The 18,262-nt window shown below is 50.1% G+C and carries 12 protein-coding genes; all 12 read right to left on the reverse strand.

The window, feature by feature from the left end:
- Positions 1-2: 2 nt before the first annotated feature.
- The 12 genes from LTAR_RS04155 to lpdA all read right to left on the reverse strand — a co-directional run bounded on the left by LTAR_RS04155 (position 3) and on the right by lpdA (position 18,186).
- Positions 3-1,295 (reverse strand): M16 family metallopeptidase, encoded by a 1,293-nt coding sequence (locus LTAR_RS04155; protein WP_062420911.1) that lies wholly within the window; start codon positions 1,293-1,295, stop codon positions 3-5.
- Complete coding sequence (locus LTAR_RS04160) at positions 1,292-2,587, reverse strand: M16 family metallopeptidase (protein WP_062420912.1); 1,296 nt, start codon at positions 2,585-2,587, stop codon at positions 1,292-1,294. Before LTAR_RS04160 ends, LTAR_RS04155 begins: the two co-directional genes overlap by 4 nt.
- A 176-nt stretch (positions 2,588-2,763) precedes the next feature.
- Complete coding sequence (gene gltA, locus LTAR_RS04165; protein WP_062421492.1) at positions 2,764-4,155, reverse strand: NADPH-dependent glutamate synthase; 1,392 nt, start codon at positions 4,153-4,155, stop codon at positions 2,764-2,766.
- A 36-nt stretch (positions 4,156-4,191) separates the two neighbouring features.
- Complete coding sequence (locus LTAR_RS04170; protein ID WP_062420913.1) at positions 4,192-5,025, reverse strand: sulfide/dihydroorotate dehydrogenase-like FAD/NAD-binding protein; 834 nt, start codon at positions 5,023-5,025, stop codon at positions 4,192-4,194.
- Positions 5,022-7,103, reverse strand: coding sequence for a 2Fe-2S iron-sulfur cluster-binding protein (locus tag LTAR_RS04175; RefSeq protein WP_062420914.1), 2,082 nt, complete (start codon positions 7,101-7,103; stop codon positions 5,022-5,024). The genes LTAR_RS04170 and LTAR_RS04175 overlap by 4 nt, the downstream gene beginning before the upstream one ends.
- Positions 7,100-8,965 (reverse strand): NADH-quinone oxidoreductase subunit NuoF, encoded by a 1,866-nt coding sequence (locus LTAR_RS04180; RefSeq protein WP_062420915.1) that lies wholly within the window; start codon positions 8,963-8,965, stop codon positions 7,100-7,102. The genes LTAR_RS04175 and LTAR_RS04180 overlap by 4 nt, the downstream gene beginning before the upstream one ends.
- Positions 8,958-9,410, reverse strand: coding sequence for an NADH-quinone oxidoreductase subunit NuoE (nuoE, locus tag LTAR_RS04185; protein ID WP_062420916.1), 453 nt, complete (start codon positions 9,408-9,410; stop codon positions 8,958-8,960). Before nuoE ends, LTAR_RS04180 begins: the two co-directional genes overlap by 8 nt.
- Before the next feature lie 165 nt (positions 9,411-9,575).
- On the reverse strand, positions 9,576-10,133 hold the full coding sequence (locus LTAR_RS04190; RefSeq protein ID WP_062420917.1) for a hypothetical protein: 558 nt from the start codon (positions 10,131-10,133) through the stop codon (positions 9,576-9,578).
- A complete protein-coding gene (locus tag LTAR_RS04195; protein WP_062420918.1) occupies positions 10,130-11,224 on the reverse strand; it encodes a dipeptidase in 1,095 nt (364 codons plus the stop codon). The genes LTAR_RS04190 and LTAR_RS04195 overlap by 4 nt, the downstream gene beginning before the upstream one ends.
- A gap of 55 nt (positions 11,225-11,279) precedes the next feature.
- Positions 11,280-12,506, reverse strand: a complete 1,227-nt coding sequence (locus LTAR_RS04200; protein WP_062420919.1) for a 30S ribosomal protein S1 — start codon at positions 12,504-12,506, stop codon at positions 11,280-11,282.
- 238 nt (positions 12,507-12,744) lie between these two features.
- Positions 12,745-16,782, reverse strand: a complete 4,038-nt coding sequence (locus tag LTAR_RS17585) for a preprotein translocase subunit SecA (RefSeq protein WP_062420920.1) — start codon at positions 16,780-16,782, stop codon at positions 12,745-12,747.
- Positions 16,783-16,785: 3 nt separating this feature from the next.
- Positions 16,786-18,186: a dihydrolipoyl dehydrogenase gene (lpdA, locus tag LTAR_RS04210; protein ID WP_139044444.1), complete on the reverse strand. Its 1,401-nt coding sequence runs from the start codon at positions 18,184-18,186 to the stop codon at positions 16,786-16,788.
- Between the last annotated feature and the right edge of the window lie 76 nt (positions 18,187-18,262).

Here is an 18,262-nt window from a genome sequence, read left to right on the forward strand (position 1 = left end):
GTTCATTTCTCCGGTCCGGCACTAATAACCGCCACTTTATCCGGGTGGATATACTGCCGGGCAGTTTCAAGAATCAATTCTGGTGTAACCGAATTGACAATATCTGCATAACGGCGGTAGTAATCCAATCCAAGCTGAAATCGTTCAATATTCAAAAGTGCACCGGCTACACCGCCATTGGATTCCAATGACAGAGGAAGACGACCTGTGAAATTTGCCTGGCTATCAGCCAGTTCTTCCGCCGTCACCAGTTCGCTGGTGAAACGTTTTAACTCCTGGATGACCAGGTCAACAGTTCGTTTGAGGTTGGCCGGGTTAACGCCGGCAGATACTTCCCACGATCCGGCTTCGATCCAGGAATTCAAACTGGCACTGGCATGGTAAGCCAGGCCGGATTTTTCACGAACAACATCTCCAATGCGTCCCATCATTCCAAATTGTCCGAGGATGCTATTACCCAGGGAAGCTGCCATATATTCTGGTACATTCCGTTTGGGGCCGAGAGTACCGATGATGATATCTGTCTGGCTTTTTCCCGGAATGGTGATGTGACGGGTCACTTTCTTGGTCAATGGCATCACAGTTGGGAATAATTTCAATGGAAGTGTATTCTCTACACTCCAGGAATCAAACACCCGGCACACCATATCAAAGCAGGCTTTCGGATCAATGGCTCCCACTACCACCAGCACCATACCGACCGGATGATACGCAGTTTTTTGGAAGGTACGGATATCTTCTGGGGTGATTTGAGAGATTGTTTCAACATAGCCATCTTCAGGCAGTCCATAGGGATGGTTGGCAAACAGGGTTTCATCAAAGGTCAGAGAAGCCATTTCTTCCGTGTCCTGAGACCGAATGGCCAATCCAGTTAAAAGCTGGGTACGCAGGCGTTCAATCTGGTCATCGGGGAAAACCGGTGTGCGCAGGGAATCAGAGAGAATTTCCAGTAGAAGCGGCAAATCTTCTGACAGGCAGCGTCCGCCAAAGCTGGTATGGTGCACACTGGAGCTGAACCCCAGACTGGCACCCACACTTTCGAGGGCATCGTACGTCTGTTGAAAATCGCGTCGTGTAGAACCGCGCATCAATGACATGGATGTGAAATGTGCCAGCCCCAGTTTTTCCCGGGGATCATACATGCTGCCGCATTGAATGTACCCGTTTATAACAACCGACTGACTGTTGAAATTTGGCCTGGTAAGCAACACCAAACCATTACGAAGTTCGAATCTTGATATATCGTCAGGTCCGGGCAGGCTATTGAGATGAGATGTGATGTTTGGCGGGGTCATAATTGATCTCCCGGTTTGTCTTCTGCGTGGTAAAAACCGACCACCCGGTTAATTGGTTTCAGGTATTTTCGGGCACAATTCTGCAAGGCTTCAGGGGTGACCTGCTCAAGCCGGGTAACGTATTTCTCAAACCAGGCGTAATTCGCGAACATTTCGGAATAACCCAGCCAGAAAGCCTGGTTGGTGATGTTTTCACTGCCATAGGCAAACAGTGCCCGCGCCTGTTTTACCGCCCTGGCGATCTCTGCTTCCGAGACTTTTTCAGCCAGAAGGCGGTCGATTTCGTCATCAATCACTGATAAGGCTTTTTCAAACGGACGATCATTGCGTAAAGTCAGCATGATCTCATATAAGAACGGATCGATCGTAGCCTGCAAGCCGCCGGATATGGCAACAGCCAGTTCTTTATCAATCACAGCCTGGTACAGACGGGATGTTTTGTTGGATATTCCGCCGCCGCCGAACATATTTAACCCCGATGGGCCAGTCAACAGACTATCCAGCACTGTAAAAGTAAAGAAATCAGGATCTGCAGCGCCCGGTGCACGGTAGGCCAATTGCACATATTCTGTTTCTCCGGGACCGGAGACATCTACATGTTTTTCATGTGTTGCTGGAGGTTCAGGCGTAATATTCTTGGGTTGTGTGTCTCTCGCCGGGATGGAGCCATAGATTTCCTGGATGAGAGCAAACATTTCACGGGTATCAAAATCACCAGCCATGGCAAGAACGGCATTACCTGGGCTGTAGTTCGCCTGATAATGCGCATAGAGGTCGTCTCGTTGGATGGTATTCAGATCAGCCATATTACCAATGATCTCTGTGTGGTACGGATGGGTCTCAAACGCAGCGGCCTGGACAGCTTCGCTGAGCCGGAAAATGGGTTCGTTTTCGCTGCCTTCACGTTCTGAAATGATGACCGTGCGCTCTGATTCAACCTCTTCTGGATCATACAGGCTGTTAACCATCCGATCCGCTTCGAGTTTCAACGCCAGTTCAATTTTGCTGGCAGGCAGGGTCTCGAAAAAAGTGGTCCAATCGAGATAGGTAAAGGCGTTCCAGTATCCACCATCGCGTGAAATGGCTTTATCGAGAATACTGGCCGGGAACATGGGGGTTCCCTTGAACTGCATATGCTCCACCCAGTGGCTGATACCGGTCAATCCGGGGGTTTCGTTACGGGAACCAACCCGATACCATACCCAGTGGCTGATAATGGGTGCGGTATGAATTTCTTTTAACCGCACCTGTAATCCGTTGGACAATGTAGATTCGAAGATGGAATTGTTCATAAGGTGTTGTTTAATATAGCATAGTCACCGCTAAAATGGTATCTGGCGCAGAAGGCGTTGTGGATGACCGGCAAACACAACCATGCGGACATCATTCATTTTACAATGAACCCGAAAAAACGATTTTTTACCATCAAGCGGGTGTTTCAATTGAATGGAATGAACGAATAAGTAGACTATTCTTCTTCCAGAGTCTGTAAATAGCGGTGAATAGCGCGTGCTGCCTTTCGGCCTGCACCCATAGCCAGGATGACTGTGGCAGCACCGGTGACTACATCACCACCGGCCCAAACCCGCGCTTTGGATGTCTTCCCCGTGGCTTCTTCGGCTTCTATGTTGCCTTTTCGCCCGATCGCCAAACCCGGTGTCGTGGACGGGATCAATGGATTGGGACTGTTTCCGATGGCGTAAATGATGGCATCGACAGGCATCACAAATTCAGAACCCGGAATGGCTACTGGAGACCGTCGTCCGGAAGCATCTGGTTCGCCGAGTTCCATTTTCTGGCACGATAGACCGGTTACCCAGGAATTCTCATTTCCGAGACAGGCGAGCGGAAGTGTCAGGAAGTCAAAGATCACGCCTTCCTCCTCCGCATTTTCCACTTCTTCCAGACGGGCAGGCAGCTCCTGGCGTGAACGTCGATACACGATATGCGCTTCCGCTCCCAGCCGCAGGGCTGTCCGGGCACAATCCATGGCTACATTTCCGCCTCCGATGACCGCAACACGATGGTGTTGTTTGATGGGAGTCTGGACGGAGGGGAAAGTGTATCCTTTCATCAGGTTCATACGAGTGAGGTATTCGTTGGCGGAATAAACTCCGTTCAAGTTATTGCCGGGAATTTCCATAAACCAGGGCAATCCGGCTCCGCTGCCCACAAAGATGGCATCATACTCTTCCAGCAGGCTGTCAACTGTACGTGTTTTGCCAACCACATAGCTGGTGACCATTTCTACACCCAGCGAGGTCAGATAATCTACTTCGCGGCGGACGATTCTTTTCGGCAGCCGAAATTCGGGTATGCCATAGACCAGCACTCCGCCTACTTTATGAAGAGCTTCATACACAGTCACCTGGTGGCCAAGTTGAATCAGGTCTCCGGCTACAGTCAAACCAGCCGGTCCGCCGCCAATCACAGCCACCTTTCGGCCGGTCGGTCGGGGCTTTTTTATCGAACCTGTATTTATTCCCTGACTGGCTTCCCAGTCGGCCAGGAAGCGTTCAAGACGGCCAATGGCAATCTGACCGCCGCGTTTGGCAAAAACGCAGCCGCCTTCGCATTGTTCCTCCTGCGGACATACACGGCCGGTCACGGCTGGAAGACAATTTTTCTGGCGGATAATGCGAATACCTTCTGCAAAATCACCGGCTTTTATGCAGCGAATAAAATCGGGGATATTGACTTCAACAGGACAGTTGCCCACACAGCCGGGTTTCTTGCAATCCAGACAGCGGCTGGCTTCGGCCATGGCTTCTTCTGGTGTGTAGCCGAAGGCCACCTCATCAAAATTCTGACGGCGTACTTCGGGCTTCTGTTTGGACATTTCAACCCGCTGAAGATTCATCTTTTTCGGTGCCGGGGAGGTAGAGTTTTCCACAGGTTATCTCTCCTTTTCCGGTGCGCTCGTGCGAAGCGTTACCGTTTCTTCGCGCAGATAAGCCTGTCGACGGCTGGACAATTCATCCCAGTTTACTTCATGGCCGTCAAAATGCGGTCCGTCAACACAGGCAAATTTGTTGCTGCCATTGACGGTCACACGGCATACACCGCACATACCGGTACCATCGATCATCAAGGTATTCAGACTGACGATCGTCTTGATCCCCAGGGGGCGGGTTTCTTCACAGCCGCGCATCATCACATAATTGCAACCGTTAATAATTACCCGGTCAACTCCGCCTTTTATGGATGGGATGATGGAACCCAGGTTGTTTATATGCCCGCGACGTCCAAGCGAACCATCACGGGTGATAAAGATCATTTCATCTGACGTTTTTCGTAGTTTTTCCTGCCAGTAGAAAAGGAAGGAGCTGCGGGCTTCCACCACACAGATAACCCGATTGTTCATTTCTTTTAATGCCCGGGCGATCGGGTAGATGCTGGCTATGCCATAACATCCACCGACGCAAATGACAGTACCAAAGTTGCCCAGCTCCATTGGATTGCCCAGAGGACCGGCTGCCGTGGGAATAGAGTCACCGGCTTTAAGGAGGGCAAGTTTGCCGGTTGTGGCACCAACCTGCATGAATACGACGGTGATGTCACCCTTCTCGGCATCCCAATCAGAGATGGTCAATGGGATGCGCTCGCCGTCTTCTTCGGCCTGCAGGATGACAAACTGACCGGGTTTTGCAGATCTGGCGACATCCGGAGCCTGCAGCCGCAGGTTGTGGATATTGGGGGCCACCATGGTGCGTTCCAGAACGGGGATCATTGTCCACCTGCCTTTGCACGAAGAGTATCAAGCAGGGCACGCAAACCAGCCACTTTTGAAGAAAGCGGTTTCCCCATAAAAATGGGATCATTTTTAGAACCCTGGCCGGTGAACACCAGACAAGGGCTTTTTGCTTCCATCCACCTGTTATTCTTGCTGTTGGCAGACATTTCCTGACGGATATCCTCAATAGTGTTGAAGTCAAACCCCGATGCGCCCATTCCTTTAGCAATGGCGGTGATAATTTGCCAGTCAGGTAACGCCATGCCGGGTGGTTCCACAGCTTTGTGAATAGGTCTATGCCGCAGCTCGGCATTGGTAAAGGTGCCTTCGCGTTCTGTGAACACAGCTGATGGCAGGCCGATATTTATCCCATCTTTTTCGGATGCAAATGCATTCTGATAAATCGTAAAGCCGGCATCCATTCCAGGTGTATCTCCGATGCAGTACAGAACATCCGGCTGTGTTAGCGTCTCTGTTTCTGAAATAAAGGCGGCTGACTGTATAGCACCGAAAAGATTGCCCTGCAGCGGCAGGCATATCACACCAGCTTTTGTTTTTTGAGCCAGGTTGGATATAAGGTCAACAAGCCGGGGATTTTCCATGCCATCAGCCCCGACGATGATCATGGGGTGTTGACTGTTACTTAAGGCCTCAACTACCTGATGAATTGGACCGATCCCTTTTTCTTTTTTATTGAGTGTTTCCAATAAGTCAGACGTCACACCCTCAAAACCTTCTTCTGAGGCATTCACAAATACATCCACAAATTGCTCAAGCGAACGATGAGATGTATTAATCGAAATCAGGAAGGTGCCATTTTTCTTGAGCATCTTAAATTCGTATTCCAACCAGGACAGCGAATAGCGGGTATCCAGTCCTACTCCAATGACACAATCTGCCTGACGCAGGCTTTCAAAAGTGCCAGCCTGGTTTATCAGGTGCCTCAGGCTGGATATGTACTTCACCTCATCCGGCATATTACTGGAGACATGCAACACCTCACGGGCAAATTTACCCGCCACATACAGGTCTTCGTCTGGCAGACTGGTGGAAACCTGTACTACAACCCTGTCTGATGCACAGGCGGACAGCCTGCCTGCCGCCTGTGCTATTATCTCCTCCCAGGAGGATTCAAATCTATGGTTGTCAATCCACTGCCAGGGTTTTTGCATCCGGGTAACATGGTTAACAACCTCTGAAACACCGAAACGTCCGTGAACACATAAATTACCGGCATTTATCGCAGGGTCTTCACCGGGCAAGCTGCCGATGACCATACCCTTGCGTACCTGCAATCGGATGGAACATCCGGCTGCGCAATACGGGCAGGTTGTCTCAATTTCATTGTCAGCCACGCCTTCCCACTTGCGGGCTTTTTCTGTGAGTGTTCCGGTAGGACAACGGTCAACGCAGGCACCGCAGAAACTGCATCCGGCATCCACATGATTTCTGCCGAAGGCTGTTCCGACGCCGGCATGAGGTCCGCGTTCCACAAAGGTCAGGGTGCTGAGAAAATGTAATTTGTCACATACCTGTACGCACCGTCCGCAAAGAACACACAGGTTGTAATCACGATCATAGAATGGATCAAATTTTTCCACCGGATAGGATCGGTATTTCACCGGCAGATGAATATCTTCTACGCCCAACCGTTTGGCCAGAACCTGCAATTCACATTGCTGATTCTTGGGGCAAGAGCTGCAACCTGTCGTAACGCCGCCTTTGCGAATGGTGATCATGCATTCGGTGCAATTTCCATTTTCCGGGCAAACCAGGCAGCTTAACGGATGTTCGCTCAATAACAGGTTGAATGTCTCCAACCGCAATGATTGCAGTGCCGGTGTTTCTGTGCGAATGACCATCCCCTCTTCTACTGGAGTGGTGCAGGCGGTGGGAAAACCGCGCATGCCGTCAACTTCGACCACACACATACGGCAGCCGCCGAAAGGAGGAAGGTCTTTATATGCGCACAGGGTGGGAATATCCACACCGTTTTCCTGGGCTGCTTTTAAAATGGTTTGTCCATGTTTGGCCAGGCAGGGAGTTCCGTTGAGGGTGATGTGTAAAGGGGTCATTGGATCGGTTTCCCTTCAATGGCATCAAAGCGGCAGGTTTCATAGCAAGCCCGGCAGCGGATACACTTTGAGCTGTCTATCGAGTGTGGTTCGTGTAATTTCCCTTCGATGGCATCCACAGGGCAAACCCGCACACAGGCTCTGCAACCGGTGCAGGCATCCTGTGAAATTTCATACTGGTAAAGATCTCTACACACTCCAGCCGGGCAATACCCTTGCTGGATATGTTGTTCATATTCATCCCGGAAGGAGCGCAGAGATGTTACCACAGGGTTTGGCGCTGACTGTCCAAGTCCACATAGTGATCCCTGTGAGATTGTTTTTGCCAGGTGTTCCAATGTATCCAGATCGTCTTGCTGTCCTTCACCTTTGGTGATTCGTTCCAGAATTTCGACGAGATGACGGGTACCGATTCGGCAGGGGACGCACTTCCCGCAGGATTCTTTCTGAATGAATTCCAGGAAATAATGGGCCAAATCAACCACACAGGTGTCACGGTCCATCACGATCAGTCCGCCGGATCCCATAATTGAACCGGCTTTTTTCAGGTTCTCGTAGTCAACCGGCAAATCAAGGTATTCTGCCGATAGACATCCGCCCGATGGTCCGCCGGTCTGCACGGCCTTGAATGGTTTTTCTGTTCCACCGCCAATATCAAAGATGATCTGACGAAGGGTCATACCAAGAGGGATTTCAATCAAACCTGTTCGGCGCACTTTTCCAACCAGGGAAAAAGTCTTTGTTCCGGTGCTGTTGGGTGTGCCATATTGGTGATACCAGTCTGCTCCCTGCCGGAGAATATGCGGAAGAGTGCTGATGGTTTCAACATTGTTGTTGACAGTGGGTTTGCCGTAGAGACCGCTGATGGCCGGGAAGGGTGGACGAGAGCGCGGCATTCCACGCCTGCCTTCGATGGAGGCAAACAGGGCAGTCTCTTCGCCGCAGACAAAGGCTCCGGCGCCTTCTTTGATCTTGATTTCAAAATTGAAGTTGGAACCAAGAATATGACTGCCCAGAAGTCCACTTTCACGCATCTGCTCAAGTGCCGTTCGCAGACGGGAAATAGCCAGCGGGTATTCAGCCCGAGTATATATGACACCGTGAGAGGCACCGATAGCATAACCTGCGATCAGCAACCCTTCCAGAAGGGAATGAGGATCGCCTTCAATGAGGGATCGATTCATAAACGCACCCGGATCGCCTTCATCTGCATTGCAGACCAGGTATTTGTCTTCTCCGGGGGCGGCACGGCATAATTCCCATTTCCTGGCTGTGGGGAAGCCGCTTCCACCGCGTCCGCGCAGGCCAGAGAGACGGACTTGCTCGATCACTTCTTCCGGCCGCATGTTCAGTGCATTTTGCAAACCCTGATATCCATCATGCGCCAGGTAATGATCAAGGTCTTCAGGATCTATCAGTCCACAATTTCGGAGAATAATGCGGACCTGTGGTTTTAACATTGGCTGGTCAAAGAAAGAGGGCAGTCCGCCCGTCTGACGGTTCTCAACAGGCTCCAGGACGCCTACAGCATCTTCAAGGGGCGGCGTTCCTGATTTTAATGCATCCACTACGAGTTTTTTGGCTTTTGCCGGGGTCATATGGGCATAACTTACTCGCGCCCAGCCAGGCATGGCAACATCCATGATCGGCTCCAGATAACAGGGACCAATACACCCGACATTTATCAGATGCGCAGACAGAAAATTCTCGTCCAGCGCTTCTTCTACAGCTTTTCGCACCTCAGCAGCTCCGGCTGCCTGACCACAGGATGCCATCCCGAAATAGATGACCGGCTGTGAATTATTAATAAGGTGATCCCAATTTTCAATGGCCGATTTCCGACGGAACGCTAAATCAGGCATAGCTCTCCAAGATGTGTTTCAACCGGGTTGCCGTTACCCGTCCAAAGATCTGGTCATCAATCTGCATTACCGGTGCTAGTGCACAACATCCCAGACAGGCGACCCGCTGCAGATCGAATAGACCGTCTGAGGTGGTTTCACCCGGTTTGATATGTAATTCCCGTTCAATGGCTTCCATCAATTTTTGGCCGCTGCGAACGTGGCAGGCAGTGCCCAGACAAATTTTTATGGAATGCCTGCCGGGAGCATTGAATCGGAATTGTGTATAGAATGAAGCCACACCATACACTTCATTTTCCGAAATATGCAGCTTGCGAGCTACTTCTGATACATTTTCAGGAGACAAATACCCAGCCCGTTCCTGAATACTTTGTAGAAGGGGGATCAAATCGCCCTGCGTATATTGAATCGGATTACCATTTGCGGGGAATTTATCAAGAGTCATATGTTTGTTCGCTGTATGGAGCCAGTTTGAGTTCGATCCATTCTAGTCCATTCATCAAATTTTTTGTAGGTGAAATTCCGTTTTTCCCCCGGAGCGTTAAGTTATTTTAGTGAATCGATTTTTCTTGACTAAAATTTCTGATCTAAGAAAGCTAGCTGGTTTGATTTATTGATATTCTGAATCCCCATTGTCCTTTTCTGATTTCTTTATCTTTTGTGAATAACCCGGAAAAATCCGGTGAAAAGGGAGCATGAGGATTATTCCCACCCCTATAACAAATTCTCCAATCTGCACTCCAGTAGATTGCAGGGGGCCGAAAAATGGTTTGGGCAGCCTGTGGCTTCCAAGCCCAAATACATCCGCCAGGCCGGTGAATATAATGATGACAAAACCGGTTGCCATCAAACGAGTACCGATCTGTGAGATGATGCTGGTCGGTTTACCTTTCCACAGGGCTTTCATCGCGACATATGCACCCAGACTCATGATGCCAATACCCAATATGAACATGCCAATTTGTACAAATCCAATGACGGGACTACGATCCAATCCATAGACAGATGGACGGGCACCCAGCAAAAAAATGGCGAAGCCAAGAAACGACAAAATTAATCCGTTGCGTATCTGACGTCGGAAATGCTGAAGTGGTTGGCTTGGAACAGCCTCTGAGGCAGATTCTAAATTATTTTGGGGAGGGGTTTGTTCTTCGTTTGATAGGGTCATGTCTCGGGTAGCGCCTGGTTAAGAATTCGTTCCCAGTTTCCGTGAAATATTGCTTCGACCTGTTCTGAAGTATACCCTCGATTTTGCAGGATGGGAGCCAGTTTTTGAATATCGCCAATGGAATTGACTTCATCGGGAACACACGGCCATCCGAATCCGCCGTCAAAATCAGTACCAATGGCTACATGGTCACAGTTTCCGGCGAGCTGGCAGATGGCATCTACATGATCAGCGAGATCATTAAGGCTGACATGACGGTCTGGATGACTGTAGTCCCAATCAATACGGAGGAAGCGCGCATACGGCATCACGCCGATAACACCGCCTCGGGCAATCAATCGGCGGACATTATCCTGTGAAAGATGACGCTGATTCGGAGGATTTTTCAATAACCACCGGCAATTAGCGTGACTGGCAATAACCGTACCTTCATATTCTTCCAGTGAGGTCGTCACAGATGAATCATTCATATGCGCTACATCTAGTATGTAGCCAATTTCTCCCAGCGCATGCAGTAACTGACGGCCTTCTGAATCAAAGGCTTTCCCCTCCAATGTGCCGCCGCAGAAGCGGGTTCCCGCCCAAACAGGTCCAAGAATACGGGCACCCAAGTCCCACCATTCTTCTAATTCTTGCATGGAGCCCAGCCCCTCAGAACCTTCGATCAGGTTCAAGATTCCCATGGGGGCAGGCAAGGAGTTGACAGAGGCTTTTTGTCTCTCGGTCAAAAGTGCGGCAAGGTCAGATTTGGATAATATTCGGCGGAATTTATCTGCGTATTTTTCGGCCATCATTTGATAATAATCAAATGACTGACGGATTAAACTGTTATATTCCCGGTGGGTATCAAAAACAGCTTTATCCCAACTTCCATCCGAGTATTTCTTTGGAGCCAGGAAGAGAGTTCCAAAAACCAGGGCAACCTGACCCCGGGTATATTCTGACCAACCGAATAATGTTTTACCGCCCCGATATTTTTCAATATCACCGGTTTCTGCGGCACGAATCTCGTCCATTGAGCGGGAGTAATCTGTTTTAAAGCACAACCAGTTCCAGGCAAGGTCTTCGTGTGAATCGATAAGGTAGGGCATGAATTGACCTCGAAAAAAGAGCGCACCAGCCGGTGCGCTCTTTTTTTATGCGATTTCAGGCAGCCGGTGTCTCGTCCTGTTCGTCAGAGGGTGTATCACCCTCATCCAAAGCCTGCCAATCCATTTCTGCGTAGGCCATTGAGTCGACCCGGCGAAGGCTCAAACCAATGCGATGATTGGCTGGATCGATTTTGATAACCCGCAGAGTAACGGTATCGCCTTCGTGAAGGACTTCTTTCGGGTGCTCAATCCGTTTCTCGCTTAATTCAGAGATATGGATCAGACCTTCAATATCACCTTCGAGCTGGGCAAAGGCACCGAATTTGGTCAACCGGGTAATCTTACCCTGAACAAGCTGACCAACTGTGAACGCAGCCGCCTGGCTTGACCAGGGATCATCCTGCAGCTGGCGAATGGACAGGCCGATGCGTTTTTTATCGCGGTCGATTGAAATAACTTTGACTTTAATTTCCTGTCCAACTTTGAGGACTTCACTGGGATGCTGGATGCGGTCCCAGGAGATTTCGGAAAGATGAACCAGTCCATCGGCACCGTTGATGTTAACGAAGGCGCCAAACTCGGCCAGACTGGTCACATGGCCGGAGCGAATTTCACCTTCTTTGAGTTCATCGATAACCCGTTCTTTGAGGGTTTCGCGGGTTTCCGTGCTCGCAGCGCGTTCTGAGAGAATGAGGCGGCGGCGTTCGCGGTCTACTTCGATGACGCAAACGTCCACTTCCATGCCAACCATCTTGCTCCACTTCTGTTCAGGAGTGTCGCCAGAGATATTGGCACGGCGGGAGAGGGCAATCTGAGAAGCAGGGACAAAACCGCGCAATGTTCCCAGCGGAACGATGAGACCACCTTTGTTGAAACCGATAATTTTGCTGTGGAAGGAGCCTTTAGACGCCAACATTTCTTCTGCCTGCTGCCAGCCGACTTCTTCGCGGGCGCGGACATAAGATAGTACCAGCGTTCCATTCTGGTCTTCCGGATTGACTACGTATACCGGAATTTCCTGACCGACTGACAGGGTGGCAAGTTCTGTGGAGGGGATGGCTTCGAATTCTTTACCGCTGATCACACCTTCGGATTTGGTGCCGACGCTGACCAGTATTTGCCCCTGGCTGATACTGGCAATAGTTCCGTTGCGAATCTCACCCTGCGACGGAAAATCGATGCCAAGACCTTCCTTTTCCAACAGGGATGCCATGTTGTTGCTATCGTTCATGTTATTTTCGGGTTGTTCTCCCTGATTCTGAAAGGAAGCGTTTTGTTCCATAGGAAATCTAACTCCGGACAAGAGGATTGCAAACATTATAAAGGTGAATCCACGGATTGGCAATACTGATGACGTCAAGGGAGGAGAAAAGTGAAATTTCGTATGGGATTCACCCCGAAATCTTTTATTAAGTAAAACCCATGGGTCTCAAAAGACTCATGGGTTTTTCTTAATAGGTTACTGTATCAATTGTTTGGGTTAGTTCTGTTCCAAAAACATGTTTTCAACCCGGCTTAGCTTAGTGACGCCGGCGTTTCTTTTTCTGTTCGGCGGCAGCCTGTTCATCGGCCTGGGGAACAATACTGGTCCCCTGTTCAGCCGCGGGGGAATTTTCACCGGTTGTCGTAGCTGTTCGGCGCGGTTGGTACATGAACATTCGGCTGATCACACCCATGCGGATATCACCCAGTAACTGGGTGAACATTTCAGAGGCTTTGCTCTTGTATTGCACCAGTGGATCACGCTGAGCGTATGCCTCGAGGCCAATGGACACACGCAGGGCTTCTACTTTGGTCAGATATTCCACCCAGAGGTCGGAAATAACACTGAGCAAAATGTGGCGGTAAATTTCAGTCTGAACCTTTGAACCGATCACTTCACAGACGGCAGCTTTTAATTCACTGTCCTGTTCGGCCAGGGGAAGGATTGAAACAGTTTTATAACGGTCTTCACCAAATAGTTCAGTAAATTTGGCCTGAACAGCCGGGTCTACCTGTGAAAGGGTGATGTTGTTATGCTGCAGCCTGTCCCATTCAGCCCGGCCCATGGCTGTACGCAGAGCGTCTATGGCACCTTCGAGATGTTCCAGAACTGTGGTTGTCATCTGATCAGCAGGGAGTGAACCGAGCAGTTGGGAAGCAAAATAGATATAGTTCAAACGGTTGGTTGACTGGCGCACCTGCCGATGGGTCTTTTTATCAAATGCCATACGGCTGCCCTGCGCTATCGAAATTAACGCATTGACCAGGAACGCATCACTTAATTCCGCGCCACCGGTGCGGTCGAGCAAAGCTTCGACATCTCTTGGAATCTGGGCTCCATTACCAAACAGGCGTTCTTTGCGTTGTGCCAATAGTTCGGCAGTTTTACCGTAGACCTGATCGGCGATATCTTTCCACGAGGATTCCTGGGTGGCTGTGAGCCGCATATCAGCAGCTTCCGGCAGGCGCCGCCGCAGACCGCCCACAACGCGGGTAGCCGTGATGGCCAGCAAGGTGGATGCCACCTGTTGTTTCAAGGCATCTTTCACATCGTCATCTGCCTGAGGAAGCCGGCGAAGCTGATCTGTTTGCAGACGCAGGGGTACACGCGCCAGTCCAATTAACTCGTCCAGCAATTCCTGTGGACGGCGAACCGGCATGCCTTCTTCTACATCACTGATACCTTCAAAATAGGTGTCGATGGTTTCATAGCGTTCTTCTATTTGTCTTTCCAGCGATTCACCGGTAGTATCGAGCAACGTGTTGAGACTGCGCAGCAGATGATCATCTTCGGCAGCCAGTGAACGTTCAGCTAAATTGACCAATACGTTTTTCAGGCTATCTAGAGAGATTTCACCTTTGGGGAGCTGCTTTCGGATCTCATTAACCAACAGACGGAAACTGAAGGATGGATAGCTGATATCATCGTAGCTGAGCGGAGGTTGGATTTCTTCCAGATAAGCCAGAAGACGCCACGGTCCTTCCTCATCTTTCAAACCAGCCGGGATGCGCACCTGCAATTCGGTATGCAGCATTTCCATCACGTCTTCACTCAAATCTTCCTTGGTGAAGACACGGTCGCGTTGAGAATAAATTCGCTTGCGCTGAGTGTTCAACACATCATCATATTCGAGTAGATGCTTGCGAACATCAAAGTTAGCGCCTTCTACGCGTTCCTGTGATTGCTCGACCATACGGCCGACCATACCGCTTTCGATAGGCAGACTCTCATCAATATTTAAACGTTTGAGCAGGTTCTCCACATTGGGACCGCCAAACAGGCGCATCAATTCATCATTCAAAGACAGGTAAAACCGTGATGAACCTGGATCGCCCTGCCGGGCGGCACGGCCGCGCAGCTGATTGTCAATGCGGCGGGCCTCATGCCGTTCAGAACCGACTACGTGCAGACCACCGATTGCCCGAACGCGTTCCATGTCATCCATATATTGATTGAATGATTTAACGGCTTCTTCGTAAATTCCATACTCTTCTACCGGGATTTTCATCAATTCCTGCCGGCGTTCCTCATTGTTCATACCGTAGGGATCAAGTCCGGTTTTTGCCAGCACATGGTTGACATCAGCCAGGATATCTTCGGGCAGCTCTCCACCCAGTTTGATATCTACACCGCGGCCGGCCATGTTGGTGGCAATTGTTACAGCCCCAAAGGCTCCTGCTCTGGCGATGATCTGCGATTCTTCATCATGTTTTCGGGCGTTCAATACCGAAAGGGGAATACCAGCCTGAATTACACCAATCAACCGGGGTTTGAGGTTTTCATCCAACCGGAAATACTCGACCAGTCTGTCTAGATTTTCCGGGTCTTCCAGATTGATGGACATATCCATCGTTCGGGCGAACTGGCGCATCTCAGGTGTTTTCAGTTGGTCAATTGGAACATTCAGGAATTCCAGCTCAGGTATGGCACGCTCTTCATCCTGCCGGTTATTCTTTTCGAGCCAGACACGTCGAATTAATACAGCCTGAAGGAGTGTGCGTACCGGTTCGGCACGTAAACGGTCTCCCAGACGTTCACTATGTTCCACAGACGTGGTGCCAACCAGAATTGGCTGCCCCTTGATATGCCGTTCAATGATCTCCAATGAAATGGCTCGTAATTTGGCTTCTTCGGTGCGATAAACTACATCAGGGTAATCTTTACGACGCCAGTACACCGGTTTTTTATCCGGGTCATTGCGATAAGCAAAATACGAAACCTTATATCCATCTTCATCTTTGGAATTGATCTCTTCAAGAGGCGAATCGTTCTTTGTCGCCTGGTATTCCAGGTTGGTGGGAATCGGAAGGACATCAAGTTTGTAGATTTTGTAGAACTCTTCTGATTCTGTTTCGGCTGTACCGGTCATACCGGCCAACTTTTCATACATGCGGAAGTAATTCTGCAGGGTGATGGTGGCGTAGGTAACGTTTTCAGCCTCGACTTTGACGCCTTCCTTGGCTTCTACAGCCTGATGAAGACCGTCTGACCAGCGGCGGCCGGGCATCAATCGCCCGGTGAATTCATCAACAATTACCACTTTCCCAGCCTGCACAAGATAATCCTTGTTGCGGCGGAAAAGATATTGTGCCCGCAGCGCCTGTTCCAGGTAACCCAGTTTCTGAGCCTGTTCCGGTGTAATATCTTCCGGTCTGTCTGGGTCGCGGAGGGTTTCACCGAGGATTTCTTCCACATGGGTTTCACCAATCTCTGTGAGAGAAACGGTGCGATCTTTTTCATTAATATCGTAATCTTCCGGTTGGAGCTGCCTCACGACCTGTGCCATACGGATATACCACTCCGCCTGGTCAGCCGCCGGACCACTGATGATCAACGGAGTCCTGGCTTCATCAATGAGGATATTATCTACCTCGTCTACAATGGCAAAATAATGGCCGCGCTGGACACGTTCTTCCAGTGACATGGTCAGATTGTCGCGCAGATAATCAAAACCGAATTCGCTGTTTGTTCCATAAGTGATATCGGCTTTATATGCGTCAGCGCGGGTGACCATTTGCAGCTGGTGCTGATCTTCATGTGGCGAAGTCTTAGTCAGGTCAACCAGGAAGGCATTTTTTCCATTTTCGGTACGAGCTGCCATCTGCAATACGCCGACGGTCAATCCCAGAGCCTGGTAGACAGGTGCCATCCAGCGGGCATCACGGCGGGCCAGATAATCATTGACAGTTACCAGATGAACACCACGGCCTGTGAGGGCATTCAGATACAATGGCAGGGTGGCGACCAGCGTTTTCCCTTCGCCGGTGCGCATTTCAGCGATATTTCCCTTGTGAAGGGTTATTCCGCCAATCATCTGGACGTCATAATGGCGCAACCCGATGGTTCGTTTTCCGGCTTCGCGGACGGCCGCAAAGGCTTCCGGCAGCAGGTCATCAAGTGTACTGCCGTTAGCCAGCCGCTGACGGAACTCATCTGTTTTGGCACGCAGGGCATCATTGCTGAGTTTCTCGTACTCATCCTCGAGCAGAGAAATCTGCTCGAGGATGGGGGCTATTTTTTGTATTTCGCGCTTGTGAGGGTCTCCCCCCAGAACTTTTACGATATTTTGAAACATTCTTTATATTTGAATGGGTTGGCCGTTCACTCCGTGGGCGGCCTCCATTAAAACCTCGCTCAATGTGGGATGGGCATGCACTGTCTGGGCAATCTCTTCCGCCGTTAATTCCATGCGCTGGGCAAGGGTTAATTCTGGCAGTAATTCAGAGACTTCCGGCCCGATCAGATGCGCGCCGAGAATTTCACCGTATTTGGCATCGGTGATAATTTTTACAAAACCGACGGATTCTCCAAGCCCCAGGCATTTTCCGTTAGCAATGAAGGGGAATTTCCCAACTTTGATATCCAGACCTTTTTCTTTTGCCTGAGCTTCGGTGTAACCGAAAGAAGCCACCTGTGGATGGCAATAGGTGGCACGCGGCATCATGGCGTAATCCAGCTTGACGGTTTCATGTTTGGCAATCGATTCAGCTGCGATCATTCCCTGGGCAGATGCCACATGGGCCAGAAGGACTTTGCCGGTCACATCACCGATTGCATAAATACCAGGAACGTTGGTGGCCATATGGTCGTCAATTACGATGTGTCCTCGTTCGCTCAATTTGACTCCCACCGTCTCAAGACCGAGATTGGCGGTATTGGGTTTAAATCCGATGGCCACCAGCGCCTGTTCGGCTTCGAGAACTTTTTCGCCGTCAGAACTGGAGACTTTGACTTTAACACCGGCAGCTGTGGTTTCAACGGAAAGTACCCGGTGACCGGCCAGAACATTGATGCCGCTCTTCTTGAAGGCTTTTTCCAACTCGGTGCTGATTTCCACATCTTCCAGCGGTGCAATGTGCGGCAGCATTTCAACAATGGTCACCTGGCTACCATAGGAATTCCAAACGGTAGAAAACTCCAGCCCGATGGCGCCGCCGCCGATTACAATGACGGAAGCGGGGAGGTTTTCCTGCAGGATGGCTTCTTTATAGGAAACAACTTTCTTTCCATCCATAGCCACGCCCGGAATGGGGGTAGAGTAGGAACCTGTGGCAATGATGATATTTTTGGCTGCAATATCCTGAACTTTTCCATCTGAGCCGGTTACCTGGACGGTGTTCTTGTTTTTCAAAACAGCCGTTCCCATGATGACGTCGATGTTATTCTTCTTCATCAGAAAACCGACACCTTTGGTCAGGCGGTCAGATGTCTGGCGTGAGCGTTTCACGGCGGCACTGTAATCCAGTTTCAGGTTGTCAAAGGAAATACCGAAATCTTTGGCGCGGACACGTAAAGTATGGGCCAGTTCAGCATTTTTCAACAAAGCTTTGGAGGGGATGCAGCCTACATTGAGGCAGACTCCACCGAGCCACTGCTTGTCAATAATCGCGGTCTTAAGACCAAGCTGGGAAGCGCGAATTGCGCTGACATAACCGCCGGGACCGGCGCCAATTACCACGAGATCATATTCAGTCATCAGAGTCCTCTTTTCTAAAAACAATATTATGGGCGAAAACCCGATATTCTGGTTAGTAATACATCAACCATTAAGACAT

This window comes from Leptolinea tardivitalis, from assembly GCF_001050275.1.
In the GTDB taxonomy this organism is placed as follows: domain Bacteria; phylum Chloroflexota; class Anaerolineae; order Anaerolineales; family Anaerolineaceae; genus Leptolinea; species Leptolinea tardivitalis.